This is a genomic window from Pseudomonas sp. H1_D04 (assembly GCF_054683855.1).
Genome location: NZ_CP162826.1, coordinates 5,816,805 through 5,842,425, shown reverse-complemented (window position 1 = coordinate 5,842,425; position 25,621 = coordinate 5,816,805). Strand labels below are relative to the sequence as shown.

The 25,621-nt window shown below is 62.3% G+C and carries 24 protein-coding genes; 8 read left to right on the top strand and 16 right to left on the bottom strand.

Going from position 1 to position 25,621, the window contains the following annotated elements; translation table 11 throughout:
• Window positions 1-1,107 carry an efflux RND transporter periplasmic adaptor subunit gene (locus AB4N82_RS27155; RefSeq protein WP_122763759.1) on the bottom strand — a complete coding sequence of 369 codons (1,107 nt, stop codon included), beginning with the start codon at window positions 1,105-1,107 and terminating at the stop codon, window positions 1-3.
• 101 nt (window positions 1,108-1,208) lie between these two features.
• On the opposite strand from AB4N82_RS27155, the gene AB4N82_RS27150 reads away from it, so the two are divergent.
• Window positions 1,209-2,414, top strand: coding sequence for an MFS transporter (locus tag AB4N82_RS27150; protein ID WP_122763758.1), 1,206 nt, complete (start codon window positions 1,209-1,211; stop codon window positions 2,412-2,414).
• A gap of 78 nt (window positions 2,415-2,492) precedes the next feature.
• Window positions 2,493-4,430: a TonB-dependent receptor domain-containing protein gene (locus tag AB4N82_RS27145; RefSeq protein WP_122763757.1), complete on the top strand. Its 1,938-nt coding sequence runs from the start codon at window positions 2,493-2,495 to the stop codon at window positions 4,428-4,430.
• Here the strand turns inward: AB4N82_RS27145 and AB4N82_RS27140 are convergent.
• Together AB4N82_RS27140 and AB4N82_RS27135 are read right to left on the bottom strand one after the other, a co-directional pair.
• Window positions 4,427-5,746: an ATP-binding protein gene (locus AB4N82_RS27140; RefSeq protein WP_032891494.1), complete on the bottom strand. Its 1,320-nt coding sequence runs from the start codon at window positions 5,744-5,746 to the stop codon at window positions 4,427-4,429. The genes AB4N82_RS27145 and AB4N82_RS27140 overlap by 4 nt on opposite strands.
• Before the next feature lie 20 nt (window positions 5,747-5,766).
• Entirely contained in the window at window positions 5,767-6,510 is a 744-nt protein-coding gene (locus AB4N82_RS27135; protein ID WP_122763756.1) for a response regulator, read from the bottom strand.
• 180 nt (window positions 6,511-6,690) lie between these two features.
• Here AB4N82_RS27135 and AB4N82_RS27130 point away from each other — a divergent pair, with 180 nt between their 5' ends.
• On the top strand, window positions 6,691-7,557 hold the full coding sequence (locus tag AB4N82_RS27130) for a pirin family protein (RefSeq protein WP_122763755.1): 867 nt from the start codon (window positions 6,691-6,693) through the stop codon (window positions 7,555-7,557).
• 169 nt (window positions 7,558-7,726) lie between these two features.
• A complete protein-coding gene (locus AB4N82_RS27125; RefSeq protein WP_032891115.1) occupies window positions 7,727-9,172 on the top strand; it encodes a mechanosensitive ion channel family protein in 1,446 nt (481 codons plus the stop codon).
• 21 nt (window positions 9,173-9,193) lie between these two features.
• On the opposite strand, the gene AB4N82_RS27120 is transcribed toward AB4N82_RS27125, so the two are convergent.
• From AB4N82_RS27120 to AB4N82_RS27080, 9 genes are all read right to left on the bottom strand, one after another.
• Window positions 9,194-10,516 (bottom strand): carbohydrate porin, encoded by a 1,323-nt coding sequence (locus tag AB4N82_RS27120; protein ID WP_122763754.1) that lies wholly within the window; start codon window positions 10,514-10,516, stop codon window positions 9,194-9,196.
• Window positions 10,517-10,639: 123 nt separating this feature from the next.
• A complete protein-coding gene (locus AB4N82_RS27115) occupies window positions 10,640-11,410 on the bottom strand; it encodes an SDR family NAD(P)-dependent oxidoreductase (protein WP_032891117.1) in 771 nt (256 codons plus the stop codon).
• Between the two features lie 28 nt (window positions 11,411-11,438).
• On the bottom strand, window positions 11,439-12,497 hold the full coding sequence (gene rhaT, locus AB4N82_RS27110; protein ID WP_032891118.1) for an L-rhamnose/proton symporter RhaT: 1,059 nt from the start codon (window positions 12,495-12,497) through the stop codon (window positions 11,439-11,441).
• Between the two features lie 39 nt (window positions 12,498-12,536).
• A complete protein-coding gene (gene rhaM, locus AB4N82_RS27105; protein ID WP_177326465.1) occupies window positions 12,537-12,857 on the bottom strand; it encodes an L-rhamnose mutarotase in 321 nt (106 codons plus the stop codon).
• The gene (locus AB4N82_RS27100) at window positions 12,857-13,732 is read right to left on the bottom strand and encodes an amidohydrolase family protein (RefSeq protein ID WP_122754017.1); all 876 of its coding nucleotides are present in this window, start codon (window positions 13,730-13,732) and stop codon (window positions 12,857-12,859) included. The genes rhaM and AB4N82_RS27100 overlap by 1 nt, the downstream gene beginning before the upstream one ends.
• 69 nt (window positions 13,733-13,801) lie before the next feature.
• On the bottom strand, window positions 13,802-15,235 hold the full coding sequence (aldA, locus tag AB4N82_RS27095; protein WP_122763753.1) for an aldehyde dehydrogenase: 1,434 nt from the start codon (window positions 15,233-15,235) through the stop codon (window positions 13,802-13,804).
• A 10-nt stretch (window positions 15,236-15,245) separates the two neighbouring features.
• The gene (locus tag AB4N82_RS27090) at window positions 15,246-16,046 is read right to left on the bottom strand and encodes an aldolase/citrate lyase family protein (protein ID WP_122763752.1); all 801 of its coding nucleotides are present in this window, start codon (window positions 16,044-16,046) and stop codon (window positions 15,246-15,248) included.
• Window positions 16,047-16,056: 10 nt separating this feature from the next.
• The gene (gene rhmD, locus AB4N82_RS27085) at window positions 16,057-17,241 is read right to left on the bottom strand and encodes an L-rhamnonate dehydratase (protein WP_095184994.1); all 1,185 of its coding nucleotides are present in this window, start codon (window positions 17,239-17,241) and stop codon (window positions 16,057-16,059) included.
• 16 nt (window positions 17,242-17,257) lie between these two features.
• Complete coding sequence (locus AB4N82_RS27080) at window positions 17,258-18,553, bottom strand: MFS transporter (protein ID WP_095184993.1); 1,296 nt, start codon at window positions 18,551-18,553, stop codon at window positions 17,258-17,260.
• 115 nt (window positions 18,554-18,668) lie between these two features.
• On the opposite strand from AB4N82_RS27080, the gene AB4N82_RS27075 reads away from it, so the two are divergent.
• From AB4N82_RS27075 to AB4N82_RS27065, 3 genes are all read left to right on the top strand, one after another.
• A complete protein-coding gene (locus AB4N82_RS27075) occupies window positions 18,669-19,610 on the top strand; it encodes a LysR family transcriptional regulator (RefSeq protein ID WP_032891124.1) in 942 nt (313 codons plus the stop codon).
• A gap of 91 nt (window positions 19,611-19,701) precedes the next feature.
• Window positions 19,702-20,220, top strand: a complete 519-nt coding sequence (locus AB4N82_RS27070; RefSeq protein WP_122681659.1) for a sigma-70 family RNA polymerase sigma factor — start codon at window positions 19,702-19,704, stop codon at window positions 20,218-20,220.
• Window positions 20,217-21,131: a FecR domain-containing protein gene (locus AB4N82_RS27065; protein WP_099602833.1), complete on the top strand. Its 915-nt coding sequence runs from the start codon at window positions 20,217-20,219 to the stop codon at window positions 21,129-21,131. The genes AB4N82_RS27070 and AB4N82_RS27065 overlap by 4 nt, the downstream gene beginning before the upstream one ends.
• 79 nt (window positions 21,132-21,210) lie before the next feature.
• Here the strand turns inward: AB4N82_RS27065 and AB4N82_RS27060 are convergent, their stop codons facing one another.
• The 3 genes from AB4N82_RS27060 to AB4N82_RS27050 are packed head-to-tail and all read right to left on the bottom strand — an operon-like array spanning window position 21,211 to window position 23,733.
• The gene (locus AB4N82_RS27060; protein WP_122763751.1) at window positions 21,211-21,927 is read right to left on the bottom strand and encodes an ABC transporter ATP-binding protein; all 717 of its coding nucleotides are present in this window, start codon (window positions 21,925-21,927) and stop codon (window positions 21,211-21,213) included.
• On the bottom strand, window positions 21,924-22,751 hold the full coding sequence (locus tag AB4N82_RS27055; protein ID WP_095184989.1) for an ABC transporter permease: 828 nt from the start codon (window positions 22,749-22,751) through the stop codon (window positions 21,924-21,926). Before AB4N82_RS27055 ends, AB4N82_RS27060 begins: the two co-directional genes overlap by 4 nt.
• Window positions 22,752-22,761: 10 nt before the next feature.
• Complete coding sequence (locus AB4N82_RS27050) at window positions 22,762-23,733, bottom strand: aliphatic sulfonate ABC transporter substrate-binding protein (protein WP_095184988.1); 972 nt, start codon at window positions 23,731-23,733, stop codon at window positions 22,762-22,764.
• Between the two features lie 319 nt (window positions 23,734-24,052).
• Between AB4N82_RS27050 and AB4N82_RS27045 the strand changes: the two genes are divergently transcribed.
• Window positions 24,053-24,268, top strand: coding sequence for a TOBE domain-containing protein (locus tag AB4N82_RS27045; RefSeq protein ID WP_003173733.1), 216 nt, complete (start codon window positions 24,053-24,055; stop codon window positions 24,266-24,268).
• A gap of 44 nt (window positions 24,269-24,312) precedes the next feature.
• Here the strand turns inward: AB4N82_RS27045 and AB4N82_RS27040 are convergent, their stop codons facing one another.
• Entirely contained in the window at window positions 24,313-25,458 is a 1,146-nt protein-coding gene (locus AB4N82_RS27040; protein ID WP_122763750.1) for a MalY/PatB family protein, read from the bottom strand.
• Window positions 25,459-25,621 lie beyond the last annotated feature (163 nt).

The following is a 25,621-nucleotide window of genomic DNA, read 5'->3' as shown; positions in this document are numbered from 1 at the left end:
TCATTGTTCCTGTTTGCGGTTGAGGGCCAGCGCCTGGGCGGGCAGCAGGCGCACCGCATCCCCGCTGTGCAGCAGGTGGGCGCCGAGGGCGACGATGACGGTGTCCGGGTTCACGCCGCTGTTGAGCAGGGCATCTTCCTGGCCGAGGCTGGCGACGTTGACGGGGGCAAAGGCGACTGTGTTATCGGCGCCGACCACCCACACTCCGGTGCCTTGCCCTGTATCGTGCAGCGCACCAATGGGCACGCGGGTCTGTTGCATCTGGCCGTTACCTTGAAGGCGCACGGTGATGGTTGAGCCGAGGGCGAAGCGGTCGACTGCGCCGTGCAGCACATAGCGCGCGCGGTACGTACGAGTGACGGGATCGGCACTGGCGGAGAGTTCGCGCAGCGTGGCCGCTACCGCCTGGTCAGGGGCGCCGAACGGGAAGGCCAGAGCTTTTTGCGAGGCCAGGTCGCGCTGGTTTTCCGGCAGGTTAACGATGGCTTCGCGGGCGCCATCACGGGCCAGACGCGCGACGATCTGCCCTTCGGCGACCACTTGGCCGCGGTCGACGCGTACGTCGGTGATGATGCCGTCGCCGTCGGCCTTGAGCACTGAATAAGTGCGGCGGTTCTCGATTTGGCTGGCGTCGGATTGAGCCGAGGCCAATTCCGCTTCGGCGACGCGCAGGTTGGTCGCCGATTGGTCGAAAATCTGCCGCGACACAGCACCGGTACTCGCCAGGCGTTCATAGCGGTTGGCATCATCGCGGCGCTGACGCAGTTGTGCCTGGGCGGCATTCACGCGGTTCTTGGCCGAGCGCAGGGCCAATTCGAAGTCGCCGATATCCAGTACCAATAAGGTGTCGCCACGAGAGACATGCTGGCCGGGATCGACCTTGCGCTCGATCACCTTGCCACTGACGCGAAAGCCCAAGTCGCTTTCCGTACGCGCCGCGACCACACCGGTGTAGGCGCTTTGTTGCGTGCCGGCAGCTTCGACCTTGGCGACGAGTACCGGGCGCGGTTGGGGCGCTTGGGCGGCGGTGTCGGCCTGACTGTTACAGCCGCTGAGGATCATCAGCAAAGCCAGGGGCGAGAAAAGACGCAGGGGAAGAGGGTTCATGTCGGGCTCCAGGGGCTGACCAGTGGGCAAAAAATTATGGACATAATTTTTTACGCATATTATGGTCGAAATATAAATTAAGCCAGCCCCGGATAATCCCCATGTCGAATGCCCCGGTTCCGTCGCGAAGCTTGCTGTTGCTACTGGTGGCCTTAACGGCACTCGGCGAAGTCTCGACCCAATTAATCATCCCCGGCCTCGGCGCCATTGAGCAGGCGCTGGTGGCGCCGCCGGGGTCGGCACTGATGGCGCTGTCTGCCTTTGTCGCAGCGTTTGGACTGGGGCAATTACTGTTTGGGCCATTGTCGGATCGCATCGGCCGGCGTCCGGTATTGATCGGCGGGTTAGTGCTGTATGTGATGGCGACTATTTCGATGCTGCTGGTCAGCGACATGCATCAATTTATCGCCGCCCGCGTGCTGCAAGGCCTCGGCGCCTGTGCGGCGCTGGTGTTGGCGCGCACGGTGGTGCGCGATGTGTGGAAGGTCGAAGCGGGTCCGGCCCTGGCGCTGACGATGATCGGCATGCTCTACGCGATCGTCGTCGCGCCAATGGTCGGCGGACTGCTGATCAACGTGGTGGGCTGGCGTGCGCCGATCCTACTGGCGCTGGTGATCGGCAGTGTGGTGTTGCTGCTGGTGCTGCTGTTCTTTCGCGAAAGCAACCCTTACCTCGACCCCAAGGCCGGCCACTGGCGCACCCTCGGCGGGCAGTACCTGGATTTGCTCAAGGGCCGCCCATACCGCGCATTCGCCGTGGCGTTGGCGTGCACTTACGGTGCGATGTTCGCGGTGATTGCCGGATCATCTGCGGTGTTTATCAACCTGCTCGGCTTGAGCAGCCTGGAGTACGGCATCAATTTTGGCGTGATCGTCTCGATGCTGATCGTCGGGTCCACCTACACCCGGCGCAATATCCTGCGCCTGGGGGCGCAGCGGATTGTGGCGATGGGGGTGACGCTGGTAGCCCTCGGCGGGGTATTGGCGGCGGTGATTTACGGGCTGTTCGGCTTGTCGGTGTTGGGGTTGGATATTCCCATTGCCCTGGCGACGCTCGGCGGCGGGCTGGTGTTGCCCGGCGCGGTCACGGGCGGGGTGATGCCCAACGCGCACCGCGCCGGGTTGGCGGCAGGCCTGATGGGCTTTGCGCAGATGTTCGGCGCCACCTGCAGTGGCCTGCTGCTGAGCCAACTGCGCGACGGCAGTGCCTTACCGATGATCATGATCCAGGCGGGTTTTGCGGTGATGGCGTTTGTGGCGTTTCATCTACTGCGTGAACGGCGTGTGGCGCTGGTGCCGGTGGCTTGAGCTGTCACACTTTGTCCAATTTAATCGGGGCTAGATGATTACGATTCTCTTTTGAGTCTAATCCTAAGGTCTACGCCCATGCTTCCTGCCTTTCGCGTTACGCCCCTGGCTCTGCTGGTCGCCAGCAGCTTCAGCGCCCATGCCGACGAACCTGTTGCCCTGGAACTTAACGACGTGGTGGTGACGGCCGCCGGTTATGCCCAGAGTGTGGAGGATGCGCCGGCCTCGGTGACGGTGATCGACGGCGAGGAATTGCGCCGCAAGTCCTACCGCGACCTCGGCGACGCGGTGCGGGATGTGGAGGGCGTGACGGTCAACGGTGGGGCGAATGAAACCGACATCTCCATCCGTGGCATGCCGGCCGATTACACCTTGATCATGGTCGACGGCAAACGCCAGAGCGCGCGGGAGTCACGGGTCAACGGCAACAGTGGCTATGAACAGAGCTTTGTACCGCCAGCCGCCGCCATCGAGCGGATTGAAGTGGTGCGGGGGCCGATGTCGTCGCTGTACGGCTCGGATGCGATCGGCGGTGTGATCAACGTGATCACCCGCAAGGTCTCGCCGACCTGGGGCGGCTCCATCGGCTATGACTACTCGGCCCGCCAGCACAGCGACCAGGGCAATGCGCGCCAGACGCAGTTCTACCTCAGCGGCCCGCTCAAGGAAGATTTCCTTGGCTTGCAGGTGTGGGGCCGTTACCTCGATCGCCAGGCCGACGATGACATCGAACAGACCAATGGCTTCAGCAAGGCCGACCACCGCGACCTCACCGCGCGCCTGGCTTTCACTCCTAATATTGACCACGACATCCTGCTGGAAGCGGGTGCCACGCGCCTGAAGAACGGCGACGGCATGAGCGCCAACTGGGCCACTCGCGAGCAGGAAAACAACCGCGATCACTGGTCCCTGTCCCATCAAGGCCGCTGGGGCTGGGCAACCTCGGACATCGCCCTGTCCCAGGAAACCTCGACCCGCGAAGGCAAGGCCACCCCGGCCCAGACCGATATCTACGGGCGCAAACCCGAAATCAAGAACACCGTATTCGACGCCAAACTGGTGGTGCCCACCGCTCAAAACGTCAGCACCGTGGGCGTGCAATGGAACGAAAGCGAGCTGACCGACTGGAACCAGGGCCTGGGTGATCGCGTCGACTATAAATTCTCGGTGGTGCAAAAAGCCCTGTTCGCCGAAAACGAATGGTCAGTCACCGACAGCTTCGCCTTGACCACCGGCCTGCGTCTGGATGAGCACGAAGAGTACGGCGCGCACCTCAGCCCGCGGATCTACAGCGTGTGGCGCGCCACCGATCAGTGGACCCTCAAGGGCGGCATCGCCCGTGGCTTCAAGGCGCCGGAACTGCGTGCCGTGGTCGAGGATTACGCTTACCTGCGCCGCAACCGTTTCGTGATGTTCGGCAACCCGGACCTCAAGCCCGAAACCAGCACCAACTACGAAGTCTCTGCGCTGTGGAGCAACCGCGATGACCTGTCGGGCGGCGTGACGCTGTTCTACAACGACTTCCAGGACAAGCTGTCTACCGTCACCACCGACCAGCGCTGGAACGGCTACACCATCATGGAACGGGTCAACGTCGACAAAGCGATCATCCAGGGCGTCGAGCTCAACGGCCAATGGGATATCAACGCCAGCGTGCTGCTCAAGGCCAACTACACCTACACCGATTCCGAGCAGAAGAGCGGCGCCAACAAAGGTGCACCATTGGCTCTCACGCCGAAGCAGAAAGCCAATGTGCGCACCGAGTGGAGCATCAACGACCGCACCCAGGCCTGGGCGTCGCTGAGTTACTACGGCGAAGAAACCGGCAACACCATCACCGACGAACCCGCACCGGGCTACACCACCGCCGACCTGGGCGGCTCTTACGACGTGAGCGACTCGCTGACCCTCAACGCCTCCCTCAACAACCTCACCGACAAGCGTTTGGACGATGAAACCTACGGCACGGTGAACTACGGTCGTACGCTGTGGATGGGGGCCACGCTCAACTTCTAAAGTGCCGCCGGCAATCGCACCACCGCGCACAGGCCGGCCGGTGGGCGATTCTGCAACACCAGTTCGCCGCCATGGGCCTGGATGCACGAACGTGCAATCGCCAGGCCCAACCCCACGCCACCGTCACTCACGCCGCGTTGCACAAAGGGTTCGAAGACTTTGTCCAGCCAGGCCTCGGGCAAGCCTTGGCCGTGGTCGAGCACCTCGATGCGCAGCCAGCCGTTATCTTCTTGGATCAAGCTCAGGTGGGCATCCCCAGCGTGGTGCAGGGCGTTGTCGATCACGTTGGTCAGCGCGCGCTTGAGCGCCAGAGGCCGGCAGGTCAGCATCAGGTGTGGCGCACCCGCCCAACTGACAGGTTGCCGCATGCGCTGATAACGCTTGGCCAGGTCATCCAACAGGCCGCTCATCGACATCGTGGCGGTCGCTTCCTGTACCGCGTCATCGCGCACGAAATTCAGGGTTTCACGCACCATCGCACTCAATTGCGCGAGGCTTTCGAGCATGTCATCCCGGGCGTCGCCGGGCTCCAGCAATTCCACTTGCAGGCGCAGTTCGGTGATCGGCGTGTTCAGGTCGTGGCTGACCGCTGCAAGCATCCGCGTCCGGCCTTCAACGTGCCGGGCAAGATTGGCCTGCATGGTGTTGAAGGCGGCGGTGAGGTCGCGGGCTTCCTGTGGGCCGATTTCCGGCAGCGGAGCGATCCATTCACCACGGCTGACGCGCTCCGTGGCCTGGGCCAGGGTCTTGATCGGGCGCACCACGCGGGCAATGAAAAACATCACGATCAGCAGCACTGGCAGCGTTGTCACCGGCAGGCTGTAGGCCAGCACGCGGCCCCATTCATAGGCGCCGGCGGGGTATTGCACGGCATTCAGGTAGGTACCGTTCGGCAGTGGCACGCTGCTGCGCAAGCGCAACGGCGCCCAGCCGGCGGGGCTGAACACATGGGTGCGGGCGTCGGCACCGCTGATGCGTTCCAACTGCATGCCGATGGCGGCCGCGTCATCCAGGTGCAATTGGCGACGCAGCTCACTGGCCAATCTCTGCTCCTCCGGGCGCAGTTCAAACGGCGCCACTTCGGGCGTCGGTGCAATCCAGAAGCGCGTGTCGTCGTGGCTCATCCCGGCCAGCAGGTGCTCGGTTTCAGTGGGCGTCAGGTCGATTGCCGTGTGGTGGGCAATCCCTAGGCGCTCCAGGCTGAAACTGCGCGACAGTGGGTGGATCAGGCTGCCGGTGCGTTGCAAAAACAACATCGCGATGCCGTTGGATGCGAGCAAGGCCAGCAGCAACAACAGGCTCAACTGCCGCGCCAGGGTGCGCGGCCACAGCCTGTTCAGGGCGCGCATTCACTGACCTCGGCCGCCAACAGATAGCCGCCGCCCCAGATAGTGCGCAGCAGGTCCGGCGTGGCATCGCCGTGGGCCAACTTGCGGCGCAGGCGGCTGACCTGGCGGTCGATGGCGCGGTCGCTGACGTCGCTGTCGGCGGCAGCGGTGAGGTCGATCAAACGTTCGCGGGGCAGCAACGTATTGGGGTGGGCAAGGAACACCTGCAGCAAACGGCTTTCCGCTGTACTGAGCTGGATTGCCGGGCTGGCGTCGCGGCACAACGTGGCGCTGCTCACGCTGAACTGCCAGCCAGCGAACCGGTAAGCCCGTGGGCCACCGCTGGGCGCGGCCGGCCCGGTGTTGCGGCCTTGGCGGCGCAGCACACTGTTGATGCGTGCGACCAGTTCGCGGGGTTCGAAGGGCTTGGTCACGTAATCGTCCGCGCCGAGGTCCAGGCCGCGGATGCGGTCGGCGGCGGTATCGCGGGCGGTCAACAGAATCACGGGGGTATTGCTGCGCCGATGCAACTGGTTGCACAGCTCGAAACCATCGCCATCCGGCAGCAGCACGTCGAGCACTACGACGTCGAACGCCTGGGTCTTGAGCAATTGCCACATCCCAGCCGCGTCTTCGGCGGTGCGCACATCGAAGGTGTGGCGACGCAGGTAAGTGGCCAAGGGTTCGCGGATTTTGCGGTGGTCATCCACCACCAGCACGCGCGGTGCGACAGGCGCAGGGGCAAACGGCATTGCAGCCCTCGGGAGGTTGAGCGGGAGAGGGCGGATATTACTACGAGTCATTATCATTAACGCGGTTTTTATGGTGGGGCACTGGTACTCCGTTCCATCAGTAGGACGCTCTAGGGTGTTTTAGCCGTCTACCGCTCAATTGTTATCGGTTTTAAGGTGTATGCACTTTGGAGGATCACCATGAAAAAACTCATCGGCATCTACACCAGCCCTCGCGCCCATTGGGTCGGCGACGGTTTCCCGGTGCGCACACTGTTTTCCTACGACAACCTGGGCAAACACATCAGCCCATTCCTGCTGCTGGACCACGCCGGTCCGGCCGAATTTTCCCCCACCGAACAACGTCGCGGCGTAGGCCAACACCCCCATCGTGGCTTTGAAACCGTGACCATCGTCTACGACGGTGAAGTCGAGCACCGCGATTCAACCGGCGCAGGCGGCACCATCGGCCCCGGCGATGTGCAATGGATGACGGCCGCAAAAGGCATTCTCCATGAAGAATTCCACTCCGAAGCGTTCGCCCGTAAAGGCGGCGCGCTGGAGATGGTGCAACTGTGGGTCAACTTGCCCGCCAAGGACAAAATGGCCGACGCCGGTTACCAGACCATTGTCGATGGCGATATTCCCGTGCTTGCGCTGCCCCATGACGCCGGGCACCTGCGCCTGATCGCCGGAGCGTTCGACGGCGCCAAAGGGCCCGCACACACCTTCACGCCGATTGACGTGTGGGACCTGCGTCTTAACGCCGGCAAGCCCGTGACCCTGGACTTGCACGCCGGGCGCAACACCGCTCTGGTGATCCTGCGCGGCACCGTGCTGGTCAATGGCGAAGAAGTCGCGCGCCAAGGCCAACTGGCGTTGTTTGAGCGCGATGGCACGCAACTGGTCCTGGAGTCCAACGACGCCGCCAAGGTGCTGCTGCTCAGCGGCGAACCGATTGACGAGCCCATCGTGGGTCACGGGCCGTTTGTAATGAACACCGAGCAGGAGATTCATCAGGCGTTTGCGGATTTCCAATCGGGTAAATTTGGGCAGATGCATGCCTGACAGTTAGCCGTAAACAAAAGGGTAGGAGCCGGCTTGCCGGCGATAGCATCACCGTGGTGTCCCTGGCACACCGAGTCGATACTTTCGCTGGCAAGCCGGCTTCTACATTTTGTTTTCCAGTGTTCTCAATTCATGCGATCTTCCCGTCATTCGCCCTGGAGTCGCCTGGATGCCCTCATTTATCTCCGATCACCCGATGCTGTGCGCCCTGGCGCTGATCCTTATCGACATCGCCGTGTGGCGACTTATCTCCGCCAACCTGGCTAATTGGAAACTCGCAGCGCGGTTGGTGATCTTTGCAGTCTTCAGTGCCGTGCTGTTCAACGACGGCATGAACCCCATGCTCGTCGCGCCCTACGCCGACAACACCGCGTTGCACATGGCCGCCACGGCGTTGCAGATTGGTTGGTGGTTGTTCGCGGCGCGCACGCTGACGGTATTGCTCGGTGCGTTGATGATGCAGCGGGTTGGCCACACCGGGCGGCTGTTGCAGGATTTGATGGGCGCGGTGATTTTCCTGATCGCGATCATTGCCGCGCTGGCCTATGTGCTCGATCTGCCGGTCAAGGGCGTGTTGGCCACGTCCGGCGCGGTGGCGATCATTGTCGGCCTGGCGTTGCAAAGCACCTTGAGTGATGTGTTTTCCGGGATCGTGCTCAATACCACCAAGCCCTATCAACTGGATGACTGGATTTCCATCGACGGCACTGAAGGCCGGGTCACGGACATCGACTGGCGCGCCACGCGCCTGCAAACCTCCCAGGGCAGCATGGCGGTGATTCCCAACTCCCTGGCGGCAAAGGCCAAGATCATCAACTTTTCGCGCCCGGCCGATATGTTTGGCCTGGCGGTCAGCCTGCAGGTCAGCCCCCATGCACGGCCGCAAACGGTGATCGAAGCGCTGGAGCGGGCCATGCAGGGTTGCCGTCCGCTGCTGGCCAAACCGGCGCCGAGTGTGGCGTTCAAGACTTCCGCCAGTGGCGGCGTGGAGTATGAAATCAGCGGGTTCGTGCCGACCATGACCCTCAAGCGCGAAGTGCGCAACCAACTCTACGACTTGGCGTTCCGGCACCTGCAGGCAGCGGGCGTGAGCCTGTTGTCCGCCGTCGAAAGCGCGACCCCAGTGCCGACCTCTCCGGCGCGGGCACTGTTGGACAGTTCGTCGATTTTCTCCACTTTGCGCCAGGAGGAAAAGGACACCTTCAGCCAGAACATGACCCTGCACACCTATCGCGCCGGCGAGATGATCCTGCCGGCGGGGGAGGTCAGCGATCATTTGTTTATCGTCGAGTCGGGTGTGGTGTCGGTGATGCTGATCAAGGGCGGCCACGCGTTCGAAGCCGGGCGCATGGGCCCCGGCGAGGTGATCGGCGAAGCGGGGATTCTGACTGAGCAAGCGGCCTTGGCGGACTTCACCGCCAAGACGTTCTGCACGTTGTACCGCATCGAGAAGGCGTACCTGACGCCGTGCCTGGACGCGCGACATGACATCGCCGACGCCATGAAAACCCTGTTGGATTTCCGCTTGCACGCCGCTCAGGTGCTGACCCAAGACGCGCCAGTGGTACCGGTCAAGAAGGGCTTTTTGCAATGGCTTCGCCAGCGCGGTCTTTGAGGTGCGCGCTGGCACGGGTATCTAGAAATCAACAATAAACTGCACGCCACCGACCACCGCGCCGCTGGTTTGTGTGAGCCCGCCGGGGTATTTCACGTATTGCAGGTTAGGCCGCACCATCAGCCATTGGGTCGCCTGCACGCCATAGTTGATCTCGTAGCTGTACTCGCGGCGCTGCTCGGGCACGTAAAGCGGATCGTCGATATCGCTGACGCCATTGGCCGCGTTGAGCGTCTGCGTGTTGCGGGTATAGCGGTCGCTGACCTGCAACTTCGACGCGCCAAGGCCGATGGTGTCGTTCGGGCGTGAATCGAACGGGCCACGGTAGATCAGGCCGATTTGGATCAGGTTCTTGATCACGCTTTTGTCCGGGTCATTCACCGTCAGGTTGGCGAATACGTTGAGCCCGCGCGCGCTGTTGCCGTCGACGGTGGTCAATTGTTGCTGTCCCGACAGCCACCAGCCGCTGTTGCTGGAATACATCCGATAGGGCTTTTTCGAGCTGGCAGCGTAGTTCCCGTCTGCGTCCTTGAGCATGTCCTTGGTGTCGGCGTTGGCGTAGTAGTAACCGGCGTGGTACTCCGAATTCAGGCCTTGGATCTGACCTTTCCAGATGGCTTCGATAGGGAAACTGGTGCCCTGGGAGCCGCTGATAAACGGCTTGAAGCCATTGCTGGCCTCGGCGTTGCCAGGGTTCTTGTCGTAGGCGCCGACCTGCATGGCGAACTCATCGGTGAATTGGTACTTGGCGCGCACTGCCCACTGGCTGATCGGGAAGCTGTTCCACACGCCGTTCCAGTTACCTTCCTGGGAACCGCACAGGGTGACGTTCTGGAATTCGCAGGGGAACTGATCGAAGTCTTCACCATGGCCAAAGCGACCGAGTTTGAGGGCTAATTTCCGGTCGAAGAACTTTTGCTCGTACCAGAACTGCGACAGCCGCCAGGCGTTGCCGCCGCCGAACACTTCCATGGTGGACGTCAGGCCCGTGGCGTTGGGTTGATGCACGCGGTCGTTGGTGATGTCCTTGCCATGGCGCTCGCCGATGCCGATGCGAAAGGTCGCGTCCTGCCAGCCGAGGAGTTTTTGCAGGTCCATGTTCACGCCCAGGATCAACTGGTCGCTCCAGCGCGCGGTGGTGTGGGAGTTGTAGCCACCGCCCAGGTTGGAGCCGACTTCGCCGACGTATTTGAGGGTGAAGTCGTAGCCTTGTTCGGCCAATTGGGGGCGCAGGCCGCTCCAGTCGCCGAGCATGGCCGGGGAGTTGGGATCGAGCAGGCCGGCGCTGAAGGCACAGGTGGACATGGCGCTGCAGAGCAGGGCCAGGGGGAGGGTGGTGCGCATGGAAGTACTCCTGGGATTGTTGTTTTTATCAGGTACAACACAAATTTCAGGCACACAGAGACCCCCTGTGGGAGGGAGCAAGTCCCTTCCCACATTGGTTCTTGGGTGTTTGAGAGTGCGGTTTTACTGGAGGTTAACGAACAACCCGCCATCCACCAGCAACGAGGCGCCGGTCACATAGCGCGCCATGTCCGAGGCGAGGAACACGATCGGCCCTGCCACATCATCCGGTTCGCCCAAGCGACCCAGCGGCGTGCGCGAGGTCATGTAGGCGAGCTTTTCCTCGTCGGCCAGGTCTTCCTTGTTGATGTCGGTGGCAATGGTCCCCGGCAGTACCGAGTTGCAGCGAATGCCATAGGGCCCCAGTGCAATTGCGCAGGACTGCATCAACGAATGCAGGCCAGCCTTGGTCGGCGTGTAGTGGGTTTGCATGCCGCCGCCGACCAGCGCGCTGATGGAGCTGACGGCAATGATCGCGCCGCCACGGCCCTGGTTTTTCATTTGGTTGGCCGCCGCCTGCACGGCGAAGTAGGCGCCGTTGAGGTTGGTGTTGACGGTTTTCAGATAGACCTCGCGGGGCATATCCAGGAACGAGTGGAACGGGCAGATGCCGGCGTTGTTGACGAACACGTCGACACTGCCGAAGGCTTGCACGGCGCCGGCCACCAGCTTGTCGCCGGTGTCCGGGTCGGCCGCATCGCCTCCCACTTCAACGGCCTGGCCGCCAAACGCCTTGATCTCTTCAATCAGCGAATACGCCGCCTCGGTGCCTTGGCCACTGCCACTGTGGCCGATCACCACACGGGCGCCCTGGCGCGCACATTCACGGGCGGCGGCGCGGCCGATGCCACGGGAGGCGCCGGTGATGATCACGGTTTTGTCTGCAAGCAACATAAAAACACTCCTTCAAAAATTAGCGGCATCAGCCGAGGTAATTGCCGTAACCGACCATGGCGATGGCGCCGAGGATCACCGCGATCCCGGCCACCAGTACGCCCTTGTTGGCGGCGCTGGTGCCGTGCCATTCACGGAAATACAGGCCCCAGCAGTTGGACACGATGATGATGAATGACATGTGCAGCACCCAGGAACTGGCGTCGTTCTGCAGGCGACTTTCGCCCATGCCGTAGAAGAAAAACTGCAAGAACCACAGCGTGCCGGCGATGGCCACCAGCAGGTAGTTGCCCAGCAGCGGCGTGCTGCGATCGGTGTAGTTATGGAAGGTACGGTTGCGCCAGTTCAGCCACAGGCACCAGATGCCGTTGGTGGTCAGGCCGCCCCACATGATCACCATAAAGGTCACGTTGTTCTGGAACAGGCTGTTGGCGCCATGTTCCACCGCCGCGGCGGCCAGCGGGCGTCCGGCAGAAATGCCGTAGCTGAAACAGGCGCTGAGCACCCCGGAAATCACCGCCACCAGCATGCCCTTGCCCAGGGAAAATTCGCTGACACTGGCGAACTTCACCGCCTGGGACACTTCCCGTTCCTTGATCAATCCAGCCTTGCCGCACACTGCGATACCGACCAGCGACACCGCCACGCCCCATAACACCCAATGCCCGCCCTGGGAGGCCAGCATCGAGGTCAAGGTGCCTTCGGTTGCATCGGTGAACAGGTCGCGGTACAGCGCCGGCATCAACGCTCCGAGGGCCGAGGTGAGGCCCATGATCAGCGACATGCCCAAAGACAGGCCCAGGTAGCGCATGGTCAGGCCGAAGGTCAGCCCGCCGATGCCCCACAACACGCCGAACATATAGGTCCACAGCAGCGTGCTGGTGTCGGCATTGCGCAGAATGTCCACCCAGCCCGGCACCGTCAGTTGCGCGGCGATCAGCGGCACGATCAACCAGGACACCAGGCCGCCGGTGATCCAATAACTTTCCCAGGCCCAGCCGCGGACCTTTTTGTAGGGGATGTAAAAACTGCCGGAGGCGAAGCCGCCGATGAAGTGCAGAATCACACCGAGGAGAATGATTTCCACGTAGTCGAATCCTTTTTATTGTTGTGTGGGTCAGTTAGATCAGGGGCGGGCCAGGTGGAACATGGGCAGCAGGTCGACACTGATCGGCGAGGCATCCGCGTGGCTGGGCATGATGTCCTGCATGTAAGTCCACCAGCGTTGCATCAGCGCGGTGCCGGGCAGCTCATCCAGGCCGTGGGCGTCTTCATGGGTGAGGACGGCGAACAGCGTGTTGGCGGGCTCGTCAAAAAAAATCCGGTAGTCCACCACGCCGGCGTCCAGCAGGGCTTGGGCCAGTTCCGGCCAGATTTCGTCGTGGCGTCGGCGATATTCATCGGCCTGCCCCGGGTTGAGGTTCATGCGAAAGGCACGGGTCTGCATCACGGCGCTCCATGGGTCGGGGTGTAGATACGCACTGCGTTGTGCAGAAAAAACTGGCCTTGCACCGCCTCGGATTTGTCCGCCATGCAGCTTTTTACGAGCCCCAGGGTGGTGGCGAAATCGGCCAGGTGATCGCTGTTGGGCCAGTCGCTGCCGAAGAAGCAGCGCTCGTCACCAAACGCCTCCCACAAGACCGCCAGGCGGTCGTTGTAGAACGCCGTATCGACGATCAGACCTTGGGGGCCGAGCTGGGGGATTTCCGCGAGTTTGGCGAACACGTTCGGCCGCTGCGCCAGGCGCAACAGGTCGGCGTGATACGCCGCCTCTTCACCGGCCGGCACCTGAGCATTGGGCAAGTGGTCGACGATGATGCGCAGCTCGGGCAGCGTATCGCTGAGGTGCAACAAACCCTTGATCAAACGCGGGTTCGGGTTGGCGCTGTCCAGGCCCCGACCACAGGCGGCCAGTTGGCGCAGACCGTCGATAAAACCGGGGCGCGTCTGGTCCTGCAGCAGGTCGCGGTCCCACAGGTTGCCGTAGCGCAAGCCGAGGAACAGCGGCTCTTGCGCCAGGGCATCGAGGTCGGCGGCGAAGTCGGCGTGCAGCGGGTCCAGATTGCCAACAAACCCGAGCATACGCGGGTCGCTGCGTAGGGTTTCGAGCAACCAGCGGTTGTCGTCACGCCATGGGCTGGCTTCCACAGCAATGGCGCCGACCACATTGTGTGAGCTGGCCAAGGCCCAATAATCGCTCGGTAAATGGGCGGCATACAGCTGATTGCCCGGCTCGGGCCACGGAATGCCTTGGGGGCGACGCGGGTCGAACAGGTGCAAGTGGCTATCGATGATGGGGCCGCTGTAAGGCATCAGAGGCATTGCGCAATCCTTGTGGGATTTTCTCAGGAAGGGCCAGCACGCTAACGCGCACGGGCCCGCTTCACCACCTCAGCTCTGTAGGTACACCACATGGGTATGGGTGTATTCGTACAGGCCATGCTTACCATCGGCGCCGCCGATCCCGGATTTACGCACCCCGGCATGGAAGCCCTGCATGGCCTCGAAATTTTCGCGGTTGACGTAGGTTTCACCAAAGTCGATCTCGCGCACCGCGTGCATGGCCTTGCCGAGGTCGCGGGTGTAGATCGATGAGGTCAGGCCGTAGTCGCAGTCATTGGCCATGGCGATGGCTTCGTCGAGGTCGTCGACAATCTGGATCGGCAGCACCGGGCCAAAAATTTCTTCGCGCATGATCTCCATGTCGGCGCGGCACCCGGCCAATACCGTCGGCTGGAAGTGAAAGCCCGCGCCGAGGTCGGCAATCTGTCCGCCGCTTACCAGCGTGGCACCCTGGCTCAGTGCGGTGCGCACCTTACGGTTGACGTTTTCCAGGCCCTGGCGGTTGATCAGTGGGCCCATTTCCGCGTCGGCCATGGCCATCGGGTCGCCGTAGCGCGTGGCTGACATGGCCGCGCTGATGCGCTCGATGAACGGGTCGGCGACCTTGCGCTCCACGTATACCCGCTCCGCGCAGTTGCACACTTGCCCGGTATTGATGATGCGCGAGTCGCGAATGGCTTTAACTGCCAGCTCCAGGTCGGCGTCTGCCAGCACGATGGCCGGAGCCTTGCCGCCCAGTTCCAGGTTGAGTTTGGTGATGTTTGGCGCAGCGGCGGCCATGATGCGCGAACCGGTGGCGACGCTACCGGTAAAGCTGATCATGTCCACGCCTTTATGGGCGGTGAGTGCGCCGCCGACCTGGCCGTCGCCGCAGACCACGTTGAACACACCGGCGGGCAGGTCGGTCTCGGCCACCAGCTTGGCGAACTCAAAGCAGTTGTTCGGGGTTTCTTCGCTGGGCTTGATCACGATGGTGTTGCCGGTGAGCAACGCCGGGGCCAGTTTTCGGGCGATCAAGAAGAACGGGAAATTCCACGGCAGGATGCCGGCCACTACGCCCAAGGGTTTGCGGAACAGGAAGATGTTTTCGTTGGGCCGATCGCTGGTGATGATCTCGCCTTCAATGCGCCGCGCCCATTCGGCCATGTAGTCGAGGTAGTCGGCGGTGAAATTCACTTCGACTTCGGCCAGGCCAGTGACCTTGCCCTGTTCCAGGGTGATGGTGCGCGCCAGGTGCGCGACGTTTTCCCGCAACTTGGCGGCGATGCGGCGCAAGTGCCCGGCGCGTTCGATGGCCGGCTTGCGCGCCCACGCTTTTTGCGCACCGCGCGCCGCAGCGAGGGCTTGGTCGACGTCAGCGGCGGTAGAGGCGGGCACCTTGGACAGCAAGGCGCCGCTGGCCGGATTGAGTACATCCAGATGGGCTTCGCTGGGGACGAAGCGGCCATTGATGAAGTTCTGGTACACGGGAACGGATGACATGGGCAGCTCCTCAGTAAGTACGTGATGGTGTGGGCGTGTCGGCAACCGGGCGATAGCGGGCGAGGGTGGCCAACGCGCTCTGGCGTAACAGGCTGATGTCGATGGCCACTGCGATAAAACGGCAACCCCAGGCTTGGTAACGGCGCGCGTCGTCTTCGTTGGGCGCCAGGATGCCGCTGACCTTGCCGGCGGCGAGGGTGGCGTCCACCGCGTACTTGATGCGTTCCTGCACTTCGGGGTGGCCGGGGTTACCGGCGTGGCCGAGGCCGATGGAGAGGTCAGCGGGGCCGATAAACACCGCGTCCACGCCTTCCACGGCGGCAATGGCGGCGACGTTTTCCACGCCCAGGCGTGATTCCACTTGGACGATCAGGCAAAGCTCCTCGTGGGCGGTTTGCAGGTAGTTCGCCACACCATCCCAGCGTGTGGCGCGGGTCAAACCGCCGCCGACGCCGCGAATGCCATGGGGTGGGTAACGCATGGCGCGCACCAGGGCTTGAGCCTGTTCGGCGGTTTCCACCATGGGGATCATCAGCGTCTGGGCGCCGACGTCGAGCAGTTGCTTGATCAGACTGGCATCGCCATTCACCGCGCGTACCACCGGCGCGGTAGCGTAGGGCGCCACCGTCTGCAGTTGGTTGAGCACGCTGGGCACGGTATTGGGCGCGTGTTCACCGTCGATCAGCATCCAGTCATAACCGAGGCCAGCGACGATCTCGGCGGCGTAGCCGGTGGCGAAACCGGCCCAGATGCCGTATTGGGTGGCGTCCTTGGCCAGGGCAGCCTTGAAGCCATTACGGGGCATATTCATGGCGTTTTCCTCAGCGATTGTACGGACGGTGCAGTTGGCAATCCGGGTTCAGGTCTACGCCGAAACCGGGCTTGTCGAGCACCGACAAGCGCATGCGGCCATTCACCGGTACCGGTTCGCCGAGCAGTTGCGGGTGGAACATCGGCACCACTTCATCGGCCTTCGGCGCCATCATCAGGAATTCGGCGAACGGGCTGTTATGGCGGGTGGCGACGAAGTGGTAGCTGTACACCGACGAGCCGTGGGGCACGACCATCGCATTATGGGCATCGGCCAAGGCCGAGATTTTCACCAGCTCGGTGAGGCCGCCGCACCAGCCGACATCCGGCTGGATAATGTCGCAGCAGCCCATTTCCAGCAGCATGCGGAAGCCCCAACGAGTGGCTTCGTGTTCGCCGGTCGTCACCAGCATGCCCTTGGGCACATTGTTGCGCAGGGCTGCGTAGCCCCAGTAATCGTCCGGGCTCAGGGCTTCTTCGATCCATTTGAGCCCGTGTTCATGGGCACCGATGGCGAGTTTGGTCGCGTAGTTGAGGTCCAGGCTCATCCAGCAATCGAGCATCAGCCAGAAGTCCGGGCCGACCCTTTCGCGCATGTCGGCCAATTGTTCGAGGTTTTTGCGCAGGCCTTCTTCGCCTTCGCTGGGGCCGTGGTGCAGGGGCATCTTGCCGCCGATAAAACCCATCTTCTGCGCCAAGTCCGGGCGGGCGCCGGTGGCGTAGAACTGCAATTCGTCGCGTACCGCACCGCCGAGCAACTGATGCACGGGCTCCTGGCGGATTTTGCCGAGCAAGTCCCACAACGCCAGATCGACGCCGGAAAGGGTGTTGATCACCAGGCCCTTGCGACCGTAGTAGAGGGTGGACTGGTACATCTGGTCCCAGATCTTTTCGATATCAGTGACGCGGGCGCCTTCGATAAAGCGCGCCAGGTGTTTCTCGACGATATACGCCGCCGGTTCGCCGCCAGTGGTCACGGCAAACCCGACAGTGCCGTCGCTGGCTTCGATCTCCACCACCAGCGTGCCGAGTACGTTGATGCCGAAACTGCGGCGGCTCTGGCGGTACTCGGGGTATTTGCTCATGGGCGTCGAGATGTGATCGTCGATCCAGTGGCCGTCGGCCTGATCGTGGTAATCGGCGCCGCCGCCTCGCAATACAAAAGCGCGCACGTGTTTGATGGTGAGATGACCCATGGTGTGACTCCTGACGTTAAACAGTGGCCGGCGTGTTCGATGCAGTGCGGCCGGGTGAATGAATGCCCAGTACCAGCAATGCAGCCAGTACCGTGGTGGCGGACAGCAGGTACAAACCGGCTGCCGGAGAATGGAAGGCGCCTTCGGCCCAGTGCTTGATGACCGGCGCGATGAAGCCGCCGAGGGCACCGAATGAGTTGATCAGCGCAATGCCCGCAGCAGCGGCACTGCCGGCCAGGTAGCTGGAAGGAAATGTCCAGAACACCGGCTGCACCGCGATAAAACCCGAGGCGGCAAAGCACAAGGCGAGCATGCCCAGCAGCGGGTTGGCGAAGGTCACCGAGCAAGCAATGCCGGCGGCGGCCATCAATAAGGTCAGGCAAGCGGTGCGGCGGCGTTCGCCGGTGCGGTCGGAATAACCGGGAATCCACCAGGCGGCAAACAGTGCGCAGATCCAGGGAATCGCCGAGACCAGCCCAACCATCAAGCCGACCTTGGTGCCGAGCAGGCCGCCCACTTGGGTTGGCAGGTAAAACACCACGCCGTACACGCTGGCCTGGATCAGCAAATACACCAGGCACAGGTACAGCACCGACGGCTGGCACAGCACGTTGAGCAGGCTGCGGCCGTGGGAGGTTTTGTGTTGGTCTTCCGTGTCCAGCAAGGTCTGGATTTGCTGGCGCTCATCCACACTCAGCCACTTGGCGTCGGCGGGGCGGTTGTCCAGGTACCAGTAGGCCCAGATCCCCACGGCGCTGGCCATCAAACCTTCCACGGCGAACAGCCATTGCCAGCCGTGGATACCGCCGAAACCGTCCATCTCCAGCAGCAGGCCGGACAACGGACTGCCGACAATGAATGCCAGGGGGGCGCCGAAGTAAAAGAAGCCCATGGCCTTGCCGCGCACGGCCTGGGGGAACCAGTAGGTGAGATAGAGGATCACGCCGGGGAAGAATCCGGCTTCGGCCACGCCCAACAAAAAACGCAGCACGTAGAAGCTGGTTTCGTTATGGGCAAACACCATCGCCGCCGAAATCAGGCCCCAACTGACCATGATGCGGCACATCCACAGGCGGGCGCCGACACGGTGCAGGATCAGGTTGCTCGGCACTTCCAGCAGCGCGTAGCCGACGAAGAACACACCGGCGCCGAAGGCAAACGCGGCATCGCTCAAGCCGGTATCGGCCTGGAAGGCCTGTTTGGCAAAGCCGACGTTGGCACGGTCAAGAAACGCCATGATGTACATCAGTAGCAGGAAGGGCAGCAGTCGCCAGGAAATCTTGGCGAGCAGGGGCGCGGGCAGGGTTTTCATGATGGAGTCCGTTGTTTTGTTCTTATGGAACGGACTGTACGGCGGCCGAGCAATACGCTACAAATCGAATCTCGCTTACAAGTGATACCCTCAGGGTATCGGTAATAAGGAATTTATGAGTAGTCCCGTCCTCTCCCGCAGCTTGTTCAACCGCCTGCGCTACAAGCATCTGCATATGCTGGTAGCGCTCAGTTCCAGTCAGAACCTGCACCGTGCATCCCAGGCCCTGAACATGTCGCAACCGGCGGCCACGCGCATGCTGCGCGAGATTGAAGACATGTTCGGCTGCGACCTGTTCGAGCGCTTGCCACGGGGGATGCGGCCAACGGCGCTGGGCCAGCAACTGATCAACTTTGCCGAATCGGCGCTGAGTGGCCTCGACCGTTGCGCCGAAGACCTGATGGCGCGCCAGCAGGGCGGGTATGGCTACTTGTCCATCGGCACCATCATGGGCGCCGCGCCGGACTTGGTGATGGACTGCATTGCGCAGATCAAGGCGCTCAACCCGCAACTGCGTATCCGCATCATGGGCGACACCAGCGACCAGGTGATCCAACTGCTGGAGCAGGGGCGCATCGACCTGGCCATCTCTCGGCGCACCGCCGCCACCGACAGCGAGCACTACAGCTTCGAACCCCTGGGCAACGAGCGCCTGCTGGTGGTGGTGCATGCCGGCCACCCATTGGTCCGACGCGGCCGGCTATCCCTGGCAGAGCTGGTGCGCGACTGGCCGTGGATCCTGCAACCGCAAACCAGCCCGGCGCGCATCGGTTTCGACCAGGCCCTGCAAGACCTGGCGCTGCCAAGCCCGGCGGACATCATCGAATGCAGCTCGGTGTACTCCATGCAGCAGTTGATCCAACTGACGGACGCGGTGATGGTGCTGTCGGAAAGTGCCTTGCGTGATTATCTGAAAATGGGCCTGGTGGTCGCGCTGCCGGTGGCCCTGGACGTGCGGCTGGCGCCGTTTGGCATCTTGTTGCGCAAGGGCGAGGGGGTGAGCCGCGAACTGGGCTTGTTTATTGACCTGCTGCGGCAGAGGGCGGCGATGCTGTAAACGCGAGGTTGAAAAGATCATGGTGTCCCGGCACGATATTAAATAGAATGAATCTCATTTGAGATTCAATCGCGCCGTGCAGGTTGTTGCCATGAATGATGCTGTTGTCCCCACGCACGCCCCCGAACTGACGCTATCGAGCCTATACCGCGACCATCGCAGTTGGCTGGAAAGCTGGCTGCGGCGGCGCCTGGGCAATGCCTGGGATGCGGCCGACCTGAGCCAGGATACGTTTCTGCGCGTACTGGCCAGTGCGCAGCCGATTGCACAGATGCAGGAGCCGCGGGCGTACCTAGTGACGGTCGGTAAGCGCCTGCTGGTGAACTTCCATCAGCGCCGCAGCCTGGAACAGGCGTATTTGAACGCCCTGGCCAGCTTGCCCGAAGCTTGCGTGCCGTCCCCCGAACAGCGCTGGCTGATGCTGGAAACCCTGCAAGCCCTGGATGAGTTGCTCGATGGCTTGCCGGTGCTTGTACGCCGCGCCTTTCTATGGAGCCAGCTGGAGGGCCTGGGCTATCGCGAGATTGCCGAACGGCTTGAGGTGTCCGAACGCACGATCAAGCGCTACATGGCCCAGGCGTATGAACATTGCCTGCTGGTGGAGCTGTGAGCCGCGACGTCGCCCGCGCTGCTGCCCAGTGGCTGGCGCTGCTGGAGTCCGGCGCGGCTACCGAGCGTGACCACGCCGCGTTGCAGCACTGGCGCGACAGCCATCCCCAGCATGAACAGACTTGGCAGAAAGCCCAATCCCTGCGCCAACGCTTCAGCGCTTTGCCCCAGGCTCTGGCCATGGCCAGCCTCGACCGCCCGCAACCTGGACGGCGTGCGGTGCTCAAGCGCGCGTTGGGTGTGGCGGCGCTGTTGCCGACGGCGTGGCTGATCAGCCGCCAATTACCCATCGACACTTGGCGTGCCGACCTGCGTACCGCTACTGGCGAGCGCAAGCGCCTGCCGCTGGCCGATGGTGCCAGCCTGCAACTGAACACCGCGACGGCGGTAGACGTAGATATGGCCCAGCGACGGGTCAGCTTGGTCGACGGTGAACTGGCGCTGACGGTGCCGGGCGCGGCGGCGATGACGGTGCAAACCCGCTACGGCCAATTGCTCGTCAGTCACGCTGACGTGTGCATACGGCAACTGGCGTCCGGTTGTCTGGTCTCGGTGCTCAAGGGCACGGTTCAGGTGCGCGACCTGAGCGGCCAGATGGCGACCTTGCAAGCAGGCCAGCAAGCGCCGCTCAAGGCCGGCGGCCTGGGTGCCCGGGCGTTGTTTGATGTGCTGCAACTGGGCTGGCGCGACGGTGTACTGACCGCGCAGAACCAGCCACTGGGGGACTTCCTCAGGGAGCTGGAGCGCTATCGCCCTGGCGTGTTGCGCTGGGAGCCGCGCCTGGAAACGCTACGGGTGACCGGCAGTTTCCGCCTGGATGACACCGACCGCATTCTCAACCTGCTGGCCTCGACCCTGGCGCTCGACGTGCAATACCGAACGCGTTATTGGGTAAGCCTGCGCAAGGCGTGATGCGCGTTGTGGCGAGCGGGCTCGCCACAACAACCTGTGGGCCATGAAAACCTCGCTCGTCTCGGGTTACGAGTAGTCCTCAGATCACATGGGCCCGCTGCAACTCGGTCAAGGCCAGCGCCTTGAGCTGCGCCAGCAGCGGGTCACGCCGATCCCTCGGGTGCGGCAAGTCGACCGCCAGTTCCTGGCGAATGCTGCTGGGCCGGTTGTCCATCACCAGCACCCGGTCACTCAGGTACAGCGCTTCGTCCACATCATGGGTCACCAGTAATAAAGCGATGGCGTGATGCGCCGCCAGTTGCAGCAGCAAGTCCTGCAGTTTCATGCGGGTGAAGGCATCCACCGCGCTGAACGGCTCATCCAGCAACAACACCTGGGGGCGTGAATACAGGCCGCGAGCGATCGCCACCCGCTGCGCCATCCCACCTGACAACGCTTTGGGCAGCGCCTGGGCGAAGCCCTTAAGGCCGACTTCCTCGATCAACTGTGAGACCCAGGCTTTGTCGTAGTGGTTGTCATCACTGAAGCCGATGTTCTGTTCTACCGAGAGCCATGGCATCAGCCGCGGTTCCTGGAACACAAAGGCCACTTGGCCGTCGGGGCTGCGCAGTTCGCCCTGGAAGTCCGTTTCCAAACCGGCGACGATCCGCAGCAAGGTACTTTTGCCACAGCCGCTGGGGCCCAGCAGGCTGACCGCTTCGCGAGGCTGCAAGGCCAGGCGCACGTCTTTCAATACGGTGGTGCTGGCGAAGCTTTTACGCACCACATGGATGTCCAATAACGACGGCGCACTCATTGTTCCGCTCCTTGGCCAGTGAAGGTGTCGCGCCAGGCGAGGCAGCGTTTCTCCAGCGCCGCGAGCAGGCCGTCGCTGATCTTGCCCAGCAGCGCCAACACGATAATGGCGGCCAGCACAATGTCGGGTCGCGAGGTTTCCCGCCCATCGCTGAGCAGGTAACCCAAACCTTTAGTCGCCGCTATCAGCTCGGCCGCCACGAGGAACATCCACGCCAGGCTCAAACCACTGCGCAGTCCGGTGAACAGGCCGGGCAGGGCGGCGGGCAGCAGGACGCGCCGCACCAGGCGGCGGCGACTGAAACCGTACATTTGCCCGACTTCCACCAGCTTGCGGTCGATGTCGCGAATCGCCGCGACGCCATTGAGGTACACCGGGAAAAACGCGCCAATGGCAATCAGCACAACCTTGGAGGTTTCATCGATGCCCAACCACAGCAGCAACAGGGGTACCCAGGCCAGGCTCGGGATCGAACGCAGGCCGGCAAAGGTCGGCTCCAGGTAGGCTTCGGCTTCACGGCTCAAACCGACCCAGGCGGCGAACACCAGGGCTAGGCTAGCCCCGATGGCAAAGCCCAGCAGCACCCGTGCGAGGCTGGCGCTGATGTGTTTCCACAACACGCCTTCGGCCAGGTCGGTGAGGGTCACGGCGATCTCGCTGGGCGCGGGCATCTGGTAGGAAGGCAGCCAGCCCACCCGTACGACCACTTCCAGGATCAACAGGATCAGCACCGGCAAGACCAGGCCTTTTAACCGCCGTGGCCAGGCGCTGCGCTGGCTGACCACGGGTGCCGGCAGGGGCAATGCTTGGCTTTTGCTGCTCATCAAACGCCCCTTACTGCTGCGGCAGGGTTTGGCCAAACGAAGGGTCGATCAGTTGATCGATCACCTGGTCCACATTCACCCCACGGCGCACCAATTCCTCGGACACCAGAATCGGCGCCGCCGCCTTGGAAGACTGCACATCCTTGGCGCTCAACAACGGCGTGCTCAGGTCAGTGCGCGACAATTGCAGCTTGGCCACTTCCAATGGCAGCCCGGATTCGTCGGCCAGCAACTTGGCGAATTCATCCGGGTGCTTCACTGCCCAGTCACGCGCTTTTTCATAAGCGCCCAACACCTTGGTGATGGTCTGTGGGTGCGCTTTGGCGAACTTCTCGGTGACGCTCACCACGCCATAGCTGTTGAAGTCCTTGTTGCGGTAAAGCAGGCGCGAACCGGCCTGGATTTGACTGGCGGCCATGTGTGGGTCGAGACCGGCCCAGGCGTCCACGTCACCCTTTTCCAGAGCGGTGCGGCCGTCCGGGTGTTGCAGGTGCACCAACTCCACGTCGTCTTTTTTCAGCCCGGCCTGTTGCAGACTGCGCAGGGTGAACAGGTAAGGGTCGGTGCCTTTGGTGGCGGCGATTTTCTTGCCCTTGAGGTCGTTGACGCTGTTGAGTGGCGAGTCCTTGCGCACCACCAGTGCGGTCCATTCCGCGCGGCTGTAGACATACACCGATTTGATCGGGCTGCCGTTGGCCCGGCTCAGTACGGCGGACAAGCTGGCGGACGACGCGAAATCCACGCCGCCGCTGTTGAGGTATTCCAGGGACCGGTTGCTGCCTTGGCTCAGTACCCAGCTGACCTTGCTGTGGGGCAGGGCCTGTTCCAGCCAGCCGAAGTGCTTGAGCACCAGGCTGACCGGCGAGTAGTAGGCGTAGTCGAGGTTGACTTCGGCGGGGTCGGTTTCGGCCGCGAATACCTGCGGTTGCAGGCATAGGGCGAGGGCGCAGGCGCCGAGTAGACGTTGGGTGAAGGGTTTCATGGAACAGCTCCGGACAAGGCGTTGAGAGAAGGTTTTTCTTATATTCAGAAAACTGATTGCGTGCGCTCAATCATGCTTTACAGGAATATGCAGTCTCTGTGCCATTGGGCAGGAGCCCGGATTTACCGGGTCAGGGGCATGTGCGGTTGTTGCAGGAGGTGGCAAATTGTTGAACCGATGTTTCCTGGGCAACAGTTTTCATATGTTTTTATGGAATAAATAAAGAGTTATATATTCCTTTTAATGTTCTCTCGGATAGCGCACTTTGAGGGCCTGCGCATTCGTGCGGATTGACCCAACAGCCAAAAGGAAACCCGACATGACCATTAAAGCGATCAACGTGCGCAACCAATTCAAGGGCGTGATCAAAGAGATTCTGCTGGGCGAAGTGGTGTCGGAAATCGACGTGCAAACCGCGTCCGGCATCGTGACGTCCGTCATCACCACCCGTTCGGTGCGTGACCTGGAATTGAAAGTGGGCAGCGAAGTGATTGCCTTCGTGAAGTCCACTGAAGTGTCTATCGCCAAGTTGTAAACGCCAGCCCCCGCCTTTGCAGCGGGGGCCATTTTTTGCGCGCTTCAGCGGTTGCGCAAACTGCGCTCCATGCGCTGCAGACCCTCTTCCAGCATCGCCCTCGGGCAACCGAAGTTCAGGCGCACGAACTGCTGGCTGTCATCCCCGAATTCGATACCCGCACTCAACCCGACCTTGGCCTGTTCCAGGAAAAACTGCTGCGGGTCATCCAAGCCCAGGGCGCTGCAGTCGAGCCAAGCAAGGAAGGTGCCTTGCGGCGCATGCATCACAACGCCCGGCAAGCGCGTTTGCACGGCGTCGAGCAGGTAATCGCGGTTCGCTTGCAGGTACTGCTTCAATGCTTCCAGCCATTGGCCGCATTGGCTGTAGGCCGCGCGGGTGGCTTCCAGGCCCAGGGGGCTGACGCTGTCGACCATGCCGCAGCGGGCCTGGTTGAAGCGCTCGCGGATCTCGGCGTTCTGGATCACGGCAAAGCAGGTCTTCAAGCCGGCCACGTTGTAGGCCTTGCTCGCCGACATCAGCGTGATGGTGCGCTGTGCAATCTCCGGGCTGAGGCTCGCGGTGGGGATGTGGCGACGACCGTCGAAGCACAGTTCTGCGTGGATTTCGTCGCTGATGATCAGCGCATCGTTTTCCAGACAGGCAGTGGCCAATGCCAGCAGCTCTTCGCGGGGGAAGACCTTGCCGATGGGGTTGTGCGGGTTGCTCAACAGCAAGGCGCCGGCGCCGGTCAGTGCTTCGCGCATGGCGGGCATTGGGGTGATGTATTCACCGGCGGTCGATTGGAACGGCACTTCGATGCGCGGTAGGTTCCAGTTGCCTGGCGCCAAGCGAATCGGACGATAATTTGGGGTTTGCAGTACCACCGGCTGGTCCGGTTTTACAAAGGCATGCAGCGCCATATTGAAACCGGGTTCGACGCCGGGCAAAAACAGCAACTCTTCGGGCTGCACGCGCCAGGCGTACTTGGCCCACAGGTCGGCCACGACGGCTTCACGCACATCCGGGCCGGCCACGCTGTAGCCGAGGATCTGCTGGTCCAGGCGCTCGTGCAGGGCTTGCAGCACGGCGGGCGGCGCTGCGATGTCCATGTCGGCGATCCACATTGGCAGCACGTCGGCCGGGTAGCGGTTCCACTTGGTGCTGCCGGTGCCGAGGCGAGGGTGGATCGTGTCGAAATCAAAGCTCATGGAGGGGCTCGTGTCAGGGGGGCGGGTGCAAGAATGGCGCTGATTCTAGCGCCATTAATTGAATAATTGTATGGAGGCCGGGCCCAAAGGCCGTGGTTCTCCCAATCAAGTCATATGCCCTGCGCGACGGCCATGGTGTTGAAAACGTTTTGCCTGGCCGTGC

Coding starts and splice junctions, on each gene's coding strand:
- AB4N82_RS27155 (WP_122763759.1), bottom strand. CDS start 1,107: ATGAACCCTCTTCCCCTGCGTCTTTTCTCGCCCCTGGCTTTGCTGATG.
- AB4N82_RS27150 (WP_122763758.1), top strand. CDS start 1,209: ATGTCGAATGCCCCGGTTCCGTCGCGAAGCTTGCTGTTGCTACTGGTG.
- AB4N82_RS27145 (WP_122763757.1), top strand. CDS start 2,493: ATGCTTCCTGCCTTTCGCGTTACGCCCCTGGCTCTGCTGGTCGCCAGC.
- AB4N82_RS27135 (WP_122763756.1), bottom strand. CDS start 6,510: ATGCCGTTTGCCCCTGCGCCTGTCGCACCGCGCGTGCTGGTGGTGGAT.
- AB4N82_RS27130 (WP_122763755.1), top strand. CDS start 6,691: ATGAAAAAACTCATCGGCATCTACACCAGCCCTCGCGCCCATTGGGTC.
- AB4N82_RS27125 (WP_032891115.1), top strand. CDS start 7,727: ATGCCCTCATTTATCTCCGATCACCCGATGCTGTGCGCCCTGGCGCTG.
- AB4N82_RS27120 (WP_122763754.1), bottom strand. CDS start 10,516: ATGCGCACCACCCTCCCCCTGGCCCTGCTCTGCAGCGCCATGTCCACC.
- AB4N82_RS27115 (WP_032891117.1), bottom strand. CDS start 11,410: ATGTTGCTTGCAGACAAAACCGTGATCATCACCGGCGCCTCCCGTGGC.
- rhaM (WP_177326465.1), bottom strand. CDS start 12,857: ATGCAGACCCGTGCCTTTCGCATGAACCTCAACCCGGGGCAGGCCGAT.
- AB4N82_RS27100 (WP_122754017.1), bottom strand. CDS start 13,732: ATGCCTCTGATGCCTTACAGCGGCCCCATCATCGATAGCCACTTGCAC.
- aldA (WP_122763753.1), bottom strand. CDS start 15,235: ATGTCATCCGTTCCCGTGTACCAGAACTTCATCAATGGCCGCTTCGTC.
- AB4N82_RS27090 (WP_122763752.1), bottom strand. CDS start 16,046: ATGAATATGCCCCGTAATGGCTTCAAGGCTGCCCTGGCCAAGGACGCC.
- rhmD (WP_095184994.1), bottom strand. CDS start 17,241: ATGGGTCATCTCACCATCAAACACGTGCGCGCTTTTGTATTGCGAGGC.
- AB4N82_RS27080 (WP_095184993.1), bottom strand. CDS start 18,553: ATGAAAACCCTGCCCGCGCCCCTGCTCGCCAAGATTTCCTGGCGACTG.
- AB4N82_RS27075 (WP_032891124.1), top strand. CDS start 18,669: ATGAGTAGTCCCGTCCTCTCCCGCAGCTTGTTCAACCGCCTGCGCTAC.
- AB4N82_RS27070 (WP_122681659.1), top strand. CDS start 19,702: ATGAATGATGCTGTTGTCCCCACGCACGCCCCCGAACTGACGCTATCG.
- AB4N82_RS27060 (WP_122763751.1), bottom strand. CDS start 21,927: ATGAGTGCGCCGTCGTTATTGGACATCCATGTGGTGCGTAAAAGCTTC.
- AB4N82_RS27055 (WP_095184989.1), bottom strand. CDS start 22,751: ATGAGCAGCAAAAGCCAAGCATTGCCCCTGCCGGCACCCGTGGTCAGC.
- AB4N82_RS27050 (WP_095184988.1), bottom strand. CDS start 23,733: ATGAAACCCTTCACCCAACGTCTACTCGGCGCCTGCGCCCTCGCCCTA.
- AB4N82_RS27045 (WP_003173733.1), top strand. CDS start 24,053: ATGACCATTAAAGCGATCAACGTGCGCAACCAATTCAAGGGCGTGATC.
- AB4N82_RS27040 (WP_122763750.1), bottom strand. CDS start 25,458: ATGAGCTTTGATTTCGACACGATCCACCCTCGCCTCGGCACCGGCAGC.